Source organism: Micromonospora sp. C97 (genome assembly GCF_018070385.1).
GTDB classification, from domain to species: Bacteria; Actinomycetota; Actinomycetes; order Mycobacteriales; family Micromonosporaceae; genus Micromonospora; species Micromonospora parva.
Genome location: NZ_JAGPXU010000001.1, coordinates 112,157 through 125,232, shown reverse-complemented (window position 1 = coordinate 125,232; position 13,076 = coordinate 112,157). Strand labels below are relative to the sequence as shown.

At 70.6% G+C, this 13,076-nt stretch carries 10 protein-coding genes; 4 read left to right on the top strand and 6 right to left on the bottom strand.

Features of this window, described 5'->3' with window-relative positions:
• Window positions 1–31 precede the first annotated feature (31 nt).
• Genes KBX26_RS00500 through KBX26_RS00480 form a run of 5 tightly spaced genes read right to left on the bottom strand, consistent with a single transcriptional unit; the run spans window position 32 to window position 2,905 of the window.
• Window positions 32–586 carry a Uma2 family endonuclease gene (locus tag KBX26_RS00500; RefSeq protein WP_247680065.1) on the bottom strand — a complete coding sequence of 185 codons (555 nt, stop codon included), beginning with the start codon at window positions 584–586 and terminating at the stop codon, window positions 32–34.
• 55 nt (window positions 587–641) lie between these two features.
• A complete protein-coding gene (locus KBX26_RS00495) occupies window positions 642–986 on the bottom strand; it encodes a hypothetical protein (RefSeq protein WP_210864394.1) in 345 nt (114 codons plus the stop codon).
• Window positions 986–2,179, bottom strand: a complete 1,194-nt coding sequence (locus tag KBX26_RS32875; protein WP_210864393.1) for a WXG100 family type VII secretion target — start codon at window positions 2,177–2,179, stop codon at window positions 986–988. Before KBX26_RS32875 ends, KBX26_RS00495 begins: the two co-directional genes overlap by 1 nt.
• Window positions 2,176–2,520, bottom strand: a complete 345-nt coding sequence (locus tag KBX26_RS00485) for a type VII secretion target (RefSeq protein WP_210864392.1) — start codon at window positions 2,518–2,520, stop codon at window positions 2,176–2,178. Before KBX26_RS00485 ends, KBX26_RS32875 begins: the two co-directional genes overlap by 4 nt.
• Window positions 2,507–2,905 carry a YbaB/EbfC family DNA-binding protein gene (locus KBX26_RS00480; RefSeq protein ID WP_210864391.1) on the bottom strand — a complete coding sequence of 133 codons (399 nt, stop codon included), beginning with the start codon at window positions 2,903–2,905 and terminating at the stop codon, window positions 2,507–2,509. Before KBX26_RS00480 ends, KBX26_RS00485 begins: the two co-directional genes overlap by 14 nt.
• A 289-nt stretch (window positions 2,906–3,194) precedes the next feature.
• On the opposite strand from KBX26_RS00480, the gene KBX26_RS00475 reads away from it, so the two are divergent.
• Entirely contained in the window at window positions 3,195–5,150 is a 1,956-nt protein-coding gene (locus KBX26_RS00475; protein WP_247680098.1) for a Na+/H+ antiporter NhaA, read from the top strand.
• A gap of 732 nt (window positions 5,151–5,882) precedes the next feature.
• Entirely contained in the window at window positions 5,883–9,917 is a 4,035-nt protein-coding gene (locus KBX26_RS00470) for a discoidin domain-containing protein (RefSeq protein ID WP_210864389.1), read from the top strand.
• Window positions 9,918–9,975: 58 nt separating this feature from the next.
• On the opposite strand, the gene KBX26_RS00465 is transcribed toward KBX26_RS00470, so the two are convergent.
• On the bottom strand, window positions 9,976–10,671 hold the full coding sequence (locus KBX26_RS00465; protein WP_210864388.1) for an NAD(P)-dependent oxidoreductase: 696 nt from the start codon (window positions 10,669–10,671) through the stop codon (window positions 9,976–9,978).
• A gap of 64 nt (window positions 10,672–10,735) precedes the next feature.
• Between KBX26_RS00465 and KBX26_RS32645 the strand changes: the two genes are divergently transcribed.
• Complete coding sequence (locus tag KBX26_RS32645) at window positions 10,736–11,317, top strand: TetR family transcriptional regulator (RefSeq protein ID WP_210864387.1); 582 nt, start codon at window positions 10,736–10,738, stop codon at window positions 11,315–11,317.
• Window positions 11,318–11,396: 79 nt separating this feature from the next.
• Window positions 11,397–13,073, top strand: coding sequence for an ABC transporter substrate-binding protein (locus KBX26_RS00455; protein ID WP_081884111.1), 1,677 nt, complete (start codon window positions 11,397–11,399; stop codon window positions 13,071–13,073).
• Window positions 13,074–13,076: the final 3 nt, after the last annotated feature.

Below are 13,076 nucleotides of genomic sequence, written 5' to 3'. Positions count from 1 at the left end.
GGGATGGCGGATGGGCCCGGCACTGGCCGCGTCAGCCTAGGCCGTGCTCATCCAGGCCGGTGTTGAGAACCCACGCGAGCGGCATGGTCGCCTGGGTGACGTACTGGTCGCCGTCCAGGCGGTGCATGGTCACGGTCTGCGCCGAATCCTGATCCACTACCCAGTACTGGGGGATGCCGGCGGCAGCGTATTCGCTGCGCTTGGTCACCGTGTCGACGCCCTCGGAGCCGGGCGAAACGATCTCGACCACGAGGAGCACGTCGGCCACCGGCAGCCACACGCCATCTACCTGAGCCTTGCTCCATACAACCAGGTCCGGAATGCGCCCACCGACACCACCGTCACGGCCCGGGATGCGTAAGCCGACTGCTTGAGCGATGTGTTCCGCTGGAACACCGCCCTGGGCGAGCCACACCATGAGCCGGGTCGCGATGATCGCGTGGGTGTAGCCCGGCGGCGGCATGATCGAGACGACTCCCTCGGGGCTGATTTCGTACCGGTGGTTCTCGTCTGCGGCCATCATCGCCGTCAGGTCATCGAGCGTCACGACCGGGGGCATGTACCTGCCAACCGCCTCTGAGCTCATGGGCGCATAGTACCGGTTCGCAGTCCAACTCCTGCGACGATGGGACCGCACGGCGTCAGCGACCACCAGGGTTGCTTGATCCGGGGAACCCAGCCGAATAGGTGGCGTCGACCAGTTCCTGAAGGTGGCGGATGACATCGACCTTGTGTTCAGTTTCCGGAAGTTGTCGCTCGCCAGCCGCCACCAGGCCGTCGCGCCAGTGACTGACGATCTCCTCCTGCGCTGCGGCGGGCAAGTCGTCGATCCACACCGACCCAAGGTTGTTGTCGACGATCTCCTGCAGGTGGTTGGCGGTCTGCCTGTCCGAGAGGCGGGAAATCAGGAACTCCAGCGTCCAGTCGAACAACCCTCCGGTTGCGGTCCAGTCGACGCCTGGTTTCAGGACGATGAGGCCAGCCATTACTTCCCCACAACGAATACTCGTGGACCGAGGCGTCGGTCCCCAATGAACTGCTCGATCCGGGCGACCTGTTCCGGAGCGAACCGCGAGACGTCTACCGGCACCAGGTCTGCTTTATCTAAGTGTCGCTCGATCTGATACTGCAATTGCGGCCACTGACGGTCAAAGTACTGCCCCGGAAAGTTGCCCACCGCATCGTAGGTCCGGCCGGCATCGTCAACCCAGTCGGCTGAGGAATCCGCAGGAGCGCGATGCAGCCGCACGCCCAGTTCCTGCTCCAGACGAAGCGCCGTCTCCGCCTCACCCGGACGAAACCTTCCTGTGGCCGGATCCATGCCAAGGTCGTGGACTCGTTGCTGCTCCGTCAGGGAATGGGATGTTGTCTCGCGAGGTGGCTCAGGTTCCGGCGTGTTCCGGCCCGATGGCGATTCACCTCTCCGTAGCCGCCCCAACACCTGCTTGAGCTTCTCGATGAGGTCGGCGAGTCGGCGTACCTCCGGGATCAGCCGCCGCAGGCTGGCCAGCAAGCCGCGCAGCAGCCGCGCGATCCGCGCCCCCCACGACGCGACCAACGTCGTCACCTGCTCCACGACCAGGGGCGCGGCCAGGCCGCCGGTGATGAGGAGTTCGCCCGCGTACACGATGATGCGGGACACGCAGGTGGCGATGGCGTCGCGGACGAGGAGCCGGACGGCGGCGACCAGGCCGGCGGCGCCTTCGGTGATCGCGGCCAGGGTGTCGGCGCCCTGGGCGAGGCCGGTGATGGCCTGGTGTTGTTCGGCGGTCCAGGCCCGGTAGGCGGGGCCGGCGCTGCCGCCCCAGGCGGCGACGTCGTTGCGCACCGCGCGGGCCAGTTCGGCGGCGTCGTCGCGCAGTGACCCGGCGACGGTACGCCAGGTCTGGGCGTGTGCGGTGATCTGCGCGGGGTCGCCGGCGAGCCAGTCCAGCGCCTCGCTGAGCGGCTTGACGTGTTCGATGAGCCAGGCGATCCCGTACTGGAGCAGGGCGCCGACCGGGTCGGAGACGAGGGCGAGGGCGTCCAGGCCGGCGCTCACGACGCCGAGGCTGCCGTCGATCCAGCTGCCGTTGCGGATGCCCTGCGCGATGAGGTCGATGTCCTCGCAGATCCACACGCCCGCCCAGGCGCTGGGCGGGGTGTCCGCAGCGGTGGCGACGAGCGGGTTCGACGTCACCGGTGCTGCCGCACCTCATCGAGCCGGTGCTGCCGCACGCTGTCGAGCAGGTGTTGGGCATGGGCGTCGGAGCTGCGGTAGCGGTCCGCGCCGACCCGTAGCCTGCCGGCGGTGTCGCGGACCGACGTGGCGGCGGCGCCGATGCCGTCGACCACTGCCTGCTGGAGGCCGCCGAGCAGCACCGGCATCATCGCGCAGAGCTGCCCGTAGGCGTCAGCGCCCAACCGGACGTGCTGGCCTGCCTGGTGGGCGGTGTCGAGACTGCCGGCGCAGCGGTCGAGGCGCGCGGCGTGGGCGGTCAGGTCGTCCGGGTCGACCTGGATGCCGTCACCGGCGGGCATCGTTCGACCCCTGGTCGGGGAGAAGCCGGCTGCGGTACGAGTCGATGATGGCCTGGGCGCTCGCGTCGTCGCCGAGTGTCTCCCCGACTGTGGCGCTGACCTGCCGGAGCAGGTCCGCGCGGGCGGCGGCGGTGATTTCCAGGATCTGCCGGGCGGTGCGGGTCGCGGGTTGTTGCCGGATGCCCTCGTCGAGCGTGAGGTCGATCAGCAGGCCGGTCGAGTCGACGGTGACCTCGACCGTCCGGTCGGCGTTGCGGGCGGTGCCGGTCAGGTCCCGCATCGTCGTCGACAGCGCCCTGGCGCGTTCCGCCCGTTCGGCGAGCGATGATTCCCACTCGTCGAGCCGGCGCGCCGCCGCGTCGAGCGCGGCGTCGTCCGCCCACATGTCGACCCTCCCCAGGGGAGCGCCGCCGACGGCAACCGGCGACCCCACGACACGTTACCAACCGGTGCCGCTGCGTGCATGCCCGCCAAGGTCGCCGCCCTCCCCGCGCGATCTTGCACTTTCTGTCGCGACAAATGACACGGAAGCCCGCAACCCGACCACCGAAAGCGCAAGATCGGCGCAGTGGGGGAGGGATGAGCGCGCGCGGTCGTCTTCGGCGGGGAGGAGTGGCAATCGGGGCCGTGTGACGGTCGGGTCGGCGAAGATTGTCCCCGTGACGAGCGACAACATGCGCCGGGGCTGGACCAGCCGAACGGCCTGGCAGGGGCGGATCAACGCTCCGCTGCGCCGGTTCCTGCGCACCGAGACCGGCGGCGCGCGGGTGGTGCTCATCGCCGCGCTGGCCGCTCTCGGCTGGGCGAATCTGCATGTGTCGTCGTACGAGTCGGTCTGGGGCACCTCCCTGTCGATCCAGCTCGGCGGATGGACCGTGTCGCACGACCTGCGTACCTGGATCAACAGCGGCCTGATGACGTTCTTCTTCCTGGTCGCGGGGCTGGAGTTGCGCCGCGAGTTCGACATCGGCGAGTTGCGGGAGCGGCGTCGTCTGGCGTTGCCCATGCTGGTCGGGATCGGTGGCATGCTCGTGCCGGTCGCGATCTATCTCGCGATCAACGCCGGGCAGACCACCGCCGCGGGGTGGGGCGCGGTGATGGCCACGGACACGGCGCTCGCGCTCGGGGCTCTGGCCGTCTTCGGGCCGCGCTTCTCGGAACGGTTGCGGGGTTTCCTGCTGACCGTCGCCGTCGTCGACGACGTGGTGGCGATCGCGGTGCTGGCCGTCGCGTACCCGCACCATCCCTCGGTGACGGCGCTGGTCGTCGCGGCGGTGATCTTCGGCGTCGTCCTGCTCGTCCGGGCGTGGGGTGTGCGCTTCGGGCCGGTCTACGGGGTGTTGGGGGTGGCGGCCTGGTTGGCGGTCTCGATGTCCGGCGTCGATCCGGTGGCGGTGGGCCTGGTCATGGGGTTGCTGACCTACGCGTACGCCCCCGGCCGCAGCGACCTGCAACACGCCAGCGACCAGTTCCGCCTCTTCCGGGAACAGCCCACCCCGCAACTGGCCCGCATGGCGCGAGCCGGGCTCACCGCCGCGCTGTCGCCGAACGAGCGGCTGCAGACGCTCTACCACCCGTGGGCCAGCTACCTGGTGGTGCCGCTGTTCGCGCTGGCCAACGTCGGGATCGTGATCGACGCCGACCTGCTGGCCAGGGCCGTGGCCTCCCCGGTCACGCTCGGCGTCGTGGTGGCGTACGTCGTGGGCAAGCCGGCTGGGATCCTGCTTACCGCGTGGCTGGTGGCCCGGCTGAGCGGTAACCGGTTCCGGCCGCCCGTCGGGTGGATCGCCGTCCTCGGGGTCGGCACGGTCTCCGGCATCGGGTTCACCGTCGCGCTGCTGATCGCCACCCATGCCCTGGACGGCCCGGCCCTGGACGAGGCGAAGTTCGGCATCCTCGTGGCCACGTTCGGCGCGTCCCTCGTCACCTGGCTGGTGTTCCGCTCAGTCGGCCGGCTCTCGCCGGCGCGGCGGTCACGCGCGCTGCTGGGCGTCACCGAGGGGATCGTCGACCTGATGTTGCCGGTCGACCCGGACCGCGACCACATGCGCGGGTCGCTCGATGCGCCGGTGACGGTGGTGGAGTACGGCGACTTCGAGTGCCCCTACTGCGGGCAGGCCGAGCCGGTGGTCCGAGAGCTGTTGGCGGATTTCGCCAACGTCCGGTACGTCTGGCGACACCTGCCGCTCACCGATGTCCACCCGCATGCCCAGCTCGCCGCCGAGGCCGCCGAGGCGGCGGGGGAACAGGGCGCGTTCTGGGAGATGCACGACCTGCTGCTCGCCCACCAGGACGCGCTCAGCCCCACCGACGTGCTCGGCTACGCCGAGCAGCTCGGCCTGGATCTGGACGGGTTCCGGGAGCACATGGTGAAGCGGATGGGCGTGGACCGGATCGCCGAGGACGTCGACTCCGCCGACCTCAGCGGCGTCACCGGCACCCCGACCTTCTTCATCAACGGCCGTCGACACCACGGCGCGTACGACATCGTCGCCCTCTCGGCGGCGGTGAAGGCGGCGTTCGCGAGCGCGAAGCTGCGCCCCGAGTACCGCCCCCGGGACCCCGATCGCCGCGAGGGCGGGCCGGGAGCTGACCGCGCGGGCGCTGATCGCCTCCGGCCAGGTGATTGACGGGTACGGATGGGCGAGCACCTAGCCCAGCGCCGGTACTCGCGGCACCACCGGATCGGCGGCTGGGTCGGCGGCTGGGTCGCCGGGCCTCCGGGTGTGATCGGCGGCCGAGCGGGTGTTGCCGCGGGGGTGGGCATCTTCGGGGCGGATCCGTAGGTGGCGGTCGCTGCCTTTGGAGCTGAATCGTTTGCGGCATCGCCCGCTTGTCGGTGTGGGTGGTCTGATCGTTTGCGGGATCGCCGGCCTGGCGGTGGGCGGTGTGATCGTTTGTGGCATCGCCGGCCCGGCGGAGTGGACGGCTGATTCGTTTGTGACATCAGCTCCAAAGGCAATCCGCTAAGCCTGCCACCCGGAGCCGTCGAGCCGTCGAGCCGCCGAGCCGCCGAGCCGTCGAGCCGCGGGGCCGCGGGGCCGTGGAGCCGTGGAGCCGTGGAGCCGCAGGGTCGCGGAGCGCCGAGCAGCTGGGCCGCAGGGCCACCGAACCCGTGACACCCCGGGGCCCCACACCCGCGCCCTCGCGATCCCACGGGCTTACAGCCCTCGCCGTGTGCGGGCGGCCGAGCCAGCAGGAAAGACGGCCACGGTCGATGTCCGGAGTGGAACAGCTGCGGAACGTGGTGGCGGAATCACGATGGACGCCGGCTCTTGACTCCCGGGAAACATCAGGCCACCATCTGACAACGTTGTCACGGATCCCCGCCGTCTGACAACGTTGTCACTTCTGGAGGCACGATGTCCGAGCCATCGCCGATTTCGCGGCGTACCTTCCTCTCCGCCGGTGCGACGCTGCTCGCCTCGGTCGGGGTGACAGCGGTCCTGCCGGACGCCCTCGCGTCCGCCGCCGGGCCGACGCCGAGCACCACCCCGACCACCACCGACCTCGCCCGGTACCGCCCGGTGGCGGTCTCCTCGACCGACTACGCCCCGACCCCCGCCACCTTCGCCGTGGACGGTCTGCCGCTGGTGGGCGTGCGGGGGAGCGGATGGCGGGCCGCCAACGGCGATCCACAGTGGATCTCGGTGGACCTCGAGGCGCCGTGCCGGGTCGAGGCCGTCTGCCTGGTCTTCGAGGCCACGCTCACCGACGCGCCGTTCGACGGCGACTACACCGACACCGACGGCGACGAGATCCTGTCCAGCGCCGCGACGGCGTACCGGATCGAGGTCTCCACCGACGGCCGTTCCTGGCGGTCGGTGTACGAGACCAGCGAGGGGCAGGGCGGCGTACAGACCATCAAGCTGCCCGAGCCCGTCACCGCCCGGTGGATCCGGATGACCGTCACGAAGCGCTCGAACAGCAACCCGGTGGGCCTCAACGGCTTCCAGGTCTACGGCGTACCGCTGGCCGGCCGGCCGAAGGCCGCTGGTTGGACCAGCTGGGAGGGCGGCAACACCGGCCCGGCCCCCGAGCTGAGGGTCGCCGCCGACGGTACGGTCCCGCTGGAGTCGGGCTGGTCGTTGACGATGGACGACTTCGCCGGCACCGCCGACGGCGCGGAACTCTCCCGCGCCGGTGTCGACGTCCGGTCCTGGCTGCCGGCGACGGTGCCCGGCACCGTGCTGGGCACCCTGGTCGAGCAGGGGCACCTGCCCGACCCCGTAGCCGGCTTCAACAACATGCGCATCCCGGAGGCGCTGTCACGGCACGCCTGGTGGTACCGGCGTGCGCTGCGACTGCCACGCGAGCTGGACACCTCGGCAGGCCGACGGATCTGGCTGGAGTTCGACGGGATCAACCACGAGGCGACCGCCTGGGTCAACGGCGTCCAGGTCGGCACCGTCACGCACCCGTTCGCGCGGGCGGCCTTCGACATCACCGACGCGTTGGCCGGTCACCGTGGCGAGCACGTCCTCGCCGTCCGGGTGACCCCGATGCCGCACCCGGGCACCCCCGGCGACAAGGGCCCCGACGGCCGTACCTTCCTCCAGTCGGCCCGCCACTACCTGGACGCGCCGACCTACCTGGCGGTGTCCGGGTGGGACTGGATGCCCGCCGTCCGCGACCGGGTCACCGGCCTCTGGGACCACGTCCGCCTGCGCAGCACCGGCGCCGTGGTCATCGGCGATCCGCACGTGCAGACCACGCTGCCCGACCTGCCCGGCACCGACACCGCCGAGGTCACCATCCGGGTGCCGGTCCGCAACGCGGCGGCCAGCGCCACCACTGTCACCGTCCGCGCCGAGTTCGACAAGGTACGCGTCGAGTCCACGGTGACCGTCCCCGCCGGTGCGAACACCACTGTGATCTTCAGCCCGGAGCGCTTCCCCGCGTTGCGGCTGCGCAAGCCCCGGCTCTGGTGGCCCAACGGCTACGGCGACCCGCACCTGTACGACCTCACCCTCACCGCCACCGTCAACCGCTCGGTCAGCGACCGGCGTGCGCTGCGCTTCGGTGTCCGCGAGTTCGCCTACGACTGGCACCAGCCGGTCGTCATCTCGCCCCCCGGCAAGCCGGCGCTGGAGTTCGTCGACGGCGCCGCGACCCAGACGGTCACGTTCGACCGTCAGCACGCCCAGCACGTACGCATCCAGGCCGGCCAGCGCGCCACCGGTTGGGGCATCTCGATGTTCTCGCTGTCGGTCGCCGACGGCACCGGCCCGGATCTCGCCCTGCGCCGCGACGCCATCGCGTCGTCCTCGGAGAACGACGGCAACGGTCCCGGCAGGGCCGTCGACGGCGATCCGGCGACCCGGTGGGCCTCCCGGGCCGAGGACGACCAGTGGATCCAGGTCGACCTCGGCGCGGCGGTCGACTTCGACCGGGTCACCATCGTGTGGGAGCAGGCGTACGCGCTGGACTACCGCGTCCAGGTCTCCGCCGACGGGAACGCGTGGACCGACGTGAAGGCCGTCAGTAACGACACCCCGCTGGGCAGCCGCGCCACCCAGGTCGAGACGTTCCCCAGCCAGACCGCCCAGCACCTGCGCATCCAGACCGGTGCGCGGGCGACGTCGTGGGGTGTGTCCATGTGGGCGCTCTCGGTGCAGCGGCAGGCCCAGCCGGACGTCGACCTGGCGCTGCGCCGCACCGCCACCGCGTCGTCGTCCGACGGCGACTCCAACGGCCCGGAGCGGGCCGTCGACGGCAACCCGCGGACCCGGTGGTCGTCGAAGTTCGAGGACAACCAGTGGATCCAGGTCGACCTCGGCGCTCCCGTCGCGTTCGACCAGGTCACCATCGTCTGGGAGCAGGCGTACGCCCGCGACTTCGTCATCCAGGTCTCCGCCGACGGGCAGCGCTGGACCGACGTCAAGACCGTCAGCAACAAGATCACCGAACTGAAGATCACGGTGAACGGCGTGCCGGTGTTCGCCCGTGGCGGCAACTGGGGCTGGGACGAGCTGCTTCGCCGGGTGCTGCCCGACCGGCTGGCCGACACGGTCGAGATGCACCGCGACATGAACTTCACGATGATCCGCAACTGGCTCGGCAGCAGCAACCGCGAGGAGCTGTACCAGGCCTGCGACGAGCAGGGCATCCTGGTGTGGAACGACTTCTGGCAGGCGGGCGCGTTCCTGCCCAACCCGCCCGGCTACGTCGACATCGCCGCCGACACCATCCGGCGCTTCCGCCACCACCCGAGCATCGTCGTCTGGTGCGGCGCCAACGAGGGGGACCCGCCGCCGATCGTCGACGCCGGGCTCAAGCAGGCCGTCGCCACCGAGCACCCGGAGATCCTCTACATCCCCAACTCGGCCAGCGGCATCGTGAGCGGGCGTGGGCCGTACGGCTGGGTCGACCCGACGACCTACACCGACAAGACGATCTACGAGGCGGACTCGTTCGGCTTCCACACCGAGATCGGCATGCCGGTGGTGTCGGTGACCGAGAGCATGCGCAACCTCGTCGGGGACGCTCCGGAGTGGCCGATCGGTGAGGTGTGGAACTACCACGACTGGTCGACGATCGGTAACCAGCGCGTCGGCACGTACCAGGCGGCGATCGACGCGCGGCTCGGTGAGTCCGGCTCGCTCGACGAGTTCGCCACCCGGGCGCAGTTCGTCAACTACGAGAGCCACCGCGCCATGTTCGAGGCGTGGAACGCCAACCTGTGGCAGGACGCCACCGGTCTGCTGCTGTGGATGTCGCACCCGGCGTGGCACAGCACGGTCTGGCAGACCTACGACTACGACCTCGACGTGAACGGCGCCTACTACGGTGCCCGCAAGGGGTGCGAGCCGGTGCACGTCCAGGCCGACCCGGGCACCTGGCAGGTGCGGGTGGTCAACCACACCGCCGCGCCGCTGAGCGGGGTCACCGTGAGCGCCCGACGCTACGACCTGAGCGGCCGGTCGTTGGGTCCGGCGCGGCGTCAGCGGGTGGACGTGGCCCGCTCGGCCACGACGACGGTCTTCCCCCTCGCCGCGCCGGACGGCGGCGGGCTGCACCTGGTGCGACTGGAGCTGCGCGACAGCCGCGACCGGTTGCTCGCGGAGAACACCTACTGGCGCTACGACAAGGCCGAGCAGATGCGGGCGCTCAACGACGTGCCGAGCACCCGACTGTCGACGTCGTCGAGCACCGTACGCGTCGTGGACGGGCGCAACACCGTCACCACGACCGTCCGCAACCAGGGCCGTACGGTCGCCGCGCTGGTCCGGCTCGCCGTGCGCGACAAGGACGGCAACCGGGTTCTGCCGGCCCGCTACGACGACAACTACTTCTGGCTGCTGCCGGGGGAGACCCGGGAGGTACGGGTCTCCTGGCCGGCGCGGCCGGGCGTGGCCCGTCAGGTCAGCGTGACCGCGCAGGCGTACAACTCCTAGGAGGACGGTGGGAAGCGGCGCTGAGCGGGCCGCTTCCCACCGGGGCCCGGCCGTCGGGTCACTTCTTCTTCAGCACGGCCTCGCGCCAGATCAGACCCGCGATGCTCGGCCTGACCGCGGTGGTGACCACCGCCATCGCCCGCCGGACGTACCGCTCGTCGGTCAGCTGCGCCAGCATGCTCGCCGCCAGGTCCGCGCGTGCCGTGAAGAGGCCGTCGGCGACGTCCTCGGCCACCTGGTAGCGGGTGACGGTCGGGTGGTCGAACAGCCCGGACGGTCGGGCGATGGTCCAGTCCAGGTCGCTCTCGCGGACGAGGGACTCCATCCGCCGCATGTCCTCGTGCGCGGTGCGGCCCGCCCTGCGGTTGAACAGCGGGTCCAGCACGTTGTTGAAGAAGAACTCGCCGGTCGGTCGCCAGGTGGGGTCGAGCACGCTGGAGCTGACGGTGATCAGGCGCTTGACCCCGTGGCGGTGCATGGCGGCCAGGATGTTCGCGTTGCCCGTCGAGTAGACGGTGATCGGCTTCGGGGTGAGCGGGACGCCCAGGCTGGACAGGACGGCGTCGCCGCCGGCCACCGCCCGGTCGACGGCCTCCGGGTCGGCGACGTCGGCGCTGACCACGGTGAGGCCGGGGCGCGGTGGCCCGGCGGGCGGGCGGCGGGTGACAGCGACGACCTCGTGGCCGGCGGCCAGAGCCTGTTCGGTGATCTGACGGCCGGTGGGGCCGGTGGCGCCGAAGACGACAGTGCGCATGTGTTCGCTCCTCGCTGGGGTTGACGGCGTTGACCGTGCCAGCGGGGAAGCGCAGTATTCAACCGTGTTGAATAAAACTCGGGGCCGGCCCCGCGGCAACCCCCACACCAAGGCCCGCATCGGGCGGGCCGCCCGCGAGCTGTTCCTGAAGCACGGTTATCCGGGCACCACCCTGCGGGCCGTCGCCGCCGCCGCTGGCGTCGACGTGGCGCTGATCAGCTACCACTTCGGCTCCAAGCAGGGCCTCTTCAGTCAGTCACTGAACCTGCTCTGCGTTGATCCCACCGCTCTCGACCAGGCGTTGCGGGGCAACCGGGAGCAGTTGGCCGACCGTCTGCTGGACTCGGTCACCGGCCTGTGGGACGCCGCCGGGCCCGCGCAGAACCGGATGGCGGTGCAGGATGACGCCACCATGCGCGCCCTGAGGGACTACCTGGACGGTGAGCTGCGCCTCCGCATCGCTGAATTTATCGGCGGGCCGGACGCGACGCGACGGGCCACCGCAGCGGTCGGTGTGCTGGGTGGGCTGATCTTCACGCGGTACCTGAACCCGATCCGCTCGGTCGGTGCGCTGTCCCCGGCCGATGTCCGGCGGGTCTTCCGGCCGGCGCTGCGCGCGGCCCTGTACGGCCGCACGCCGGCCTGAGAAGCCCCGTCACGGAGGTCTTGCGGCGGTCATCGTATACAACATACGCTCCCCGAATCGCCCACTTGAGGAGCTCTCCATGACGAACCTCTCCGTCCGCGAAACGACACTGCCCCGCCGTCGGGTGCTCCGGGCCGCGGTGGCGGCGGTTGCCGTCGTCTGCACGGCCGTCGCCTGCTCACCGGTGTCGAACAGCGATGGCGGCAACCCGTCCGGCGGCGACCAGTCGGCCGGCCAGGACGCCTTCGGCACGCCCGCGGACCCCGCCTCCGTGAAGCAGGGCGGCAACCTGGTCATCGCCCTCTCCGCCGAACCCGACGCGCTGGACCCGACACTGTCGAGAAGCCTCTACTCCCGCTACGTCTTCCAGGCGATGTGCGAGAAGCTCTACGACGTCAACGAGCAGGCGCAGGTCGTACCGCAGCTCGCGACTGCCCTGCCCACCACGAGCGACGACGGCCGGACGGTGACCATCCCGCTGCGGCCCGGCGTGCGCTTCGCGGACGGGACGGCGTTCGACTCGGCCGCGGTGAAGGCCACCCTGCAACGCCACCTCACCAACGCCCGGTCGGCGCGCAAGAGCGAACTCGGCCCCATCGACGGCGTCGACACCCCGGACGCGCAGACCGTCGTCCTGCGACTGAAGCAGCCGTTCGCGCCGCTGCTCGGCGCCCTCGCCGACCGGGCCGGCATGATCATGAGCGCGCAGGCACTGCAGGCCCGGGGGGACGACTTCGCCTCGGCGCCGGTCTGCGTCGGTCCCTTCAAGTTCGCCAAGCGGGTGCCCCAGAACTCGATCGAGGTGGTGCGGGACCCGAACTACTACGACGCCAGCAAGGTGCACCTGGATGGCATCTCGTGGCGGATCCTCACCGACGCGAGCATCCGGGCCGCCAACCTGCGCTCCGGTGACGCGCAGGTGGCCGACTCCGTCTCCACCCAGGACGTCGCCTCGCTCCGGCAGGACGCCGCGGTCTCCGTCCTTCAGTCGCAGTCCCTCGGATACCAGGGCCTGACCATCAACGTCGGCAACGTCGACGGTGTCGGCACCACTCCCAAGCCCATCAACCGCCCGCTCGCCCAGAACGCCAAGGTGCGGCAGGCCTTCGAGCACGCCATCGACCGCAAGGCCCTGGTCGACGCGGTCTTCAACGGTGAGCACGCCGTCGCCTGCTCGCCGATCTCGCCAGCGAGCACGTTCTCGTCCCCCGAGGCGCAGACCTGCCCGGCGCACGACCCCGCCAAGGCCAAGCAGTTGCTCGCCGAGGCCGGAGTGCAGACGCCGTACGAGGTGACGATGCTCGCCTCGAACACCCCTGACACGCTGCGCCTGGCCCAGGCGTTGCAGTCCATGGTCAAGGACGGCGGATTCGACCTGAAGATCAACCCGGTGGAGTATTCCTCGCTCCTCGACGAGCAGGACCGCGGCAACTTCGAGCTGCTGCAACTGGGGTGGAGCGGACGGATCGACCCGGACGCCAACATCACCAACTTCGTCGGCACCGGCGGCAGCCAGAACGTCGCCGGCTACCGCAACCCGCAGCTCGACACGCTGCTGACCCAGGCCCGCCAGGCCGGTGACGTCGAGCAGCGCCGCAAGCTGTACGGCCAGGCGGTCACCCTGCTGCAGCAGGACGACGCCCTGATCTACCTCTACCGGCAGCGCAACCTGACCGCCGTCAGCAAGCAGGTTCAGGGTTTGCAGGTCTACCCGGACGGCGTCATCCGGGCGGCCTTCGCCGGCTTCGGCAAGTAGGTC